The sequence below is a fragment of the Jeotgalibacillus proteolyticus genome, assembly GCF_050107735.1.
GTDB classification, from domain to species: Bacteria; Bacillota; Bacilli; order Bacillales; family Jeotgalibacillaceae; genus Jeotgalibacillus; species Jeotgalibacillus proteolyticus_A.
This window is the reverse complement of sequence record NZ_JBNILO010000032.1, coordinates 1-572: the sequence shown is the minus strand read 5'-3', so window position 1 is coordinate 572 and position 572 is coordinate 1. Positions and strand designations below refer to the sequence as shown.

Here is a 572-nt window from a genome sequence, read left to right as displayed (position 1 = left end):
TGAACCATTTTTAAGAGAAACTCTTAAAAATGACTCATTGGATTTTCACTTGAAAATCACTAAGGTGGCGATTACTCGGTTTGTTGCTTTGTTTGTTTGATGTCTTTATCCAGTTTTCAAGGAACGAGTCTGTCACCCGAAGGTGACTTTTCTACACAACAAAGTTTTCGAGCCGGTCTTTCTTTCTCGAAAGAGTGTGTTTGGTGGAGCCTAGCGGGATCGAACCGCTGACCTCCTGCGTGCAAGGCAGGCGCTCTCCCAGCTGAGCTAAGGCCCCATGGGATGATAGGATAGAAGATAAATGGTGGGCCTAAGTGGACTCGAACCACCGACCTCACGCTTATCAGGCGTGCGCTCTAACCAGCTGAGCTATAGGCCCCTATCTTACTATCAAGGAGATTCAATTGAATTGAACCTTCAAAACTAAACAACCAGAAAACGTCAAGTTAGTCTGTGTGACGCGATTGACCCAAAGGGCCATCGGCCATTTCCTTAGAAAGGAGGTGATCCAGCCGCACCTTCCGATACGGCTACCTTGTTACGACTTCACCCCAATCATCTGTCCCACCTTA

General features: G+C 47.0%; 2 tRNA genes and 1 rRNA gene. All 3 read right to left on the bottom strand.

The annotated features are described in order from the left end of the window. Positions 1–201: 201 nt before the first annotated feature. A tRNA-Ala gene (locus ACQCT8_RS19010) sits at positions 202–277 on the bottom strand. A 25-nt stretch (positions 278–302) separates the two neighbouring features. Next, positions 303–379: transfer RNA gene (locus tag ACQCT8_RS19005), tRNA-Ile, on the bottom strand. Positions 380–496: 117 nt separating this feature from the next. Then, a 16S ribosomal RNA gene (locus ACQCT8_RS19000) occupies positions 497–572 on the bottom strand; the annotation flags it as partial.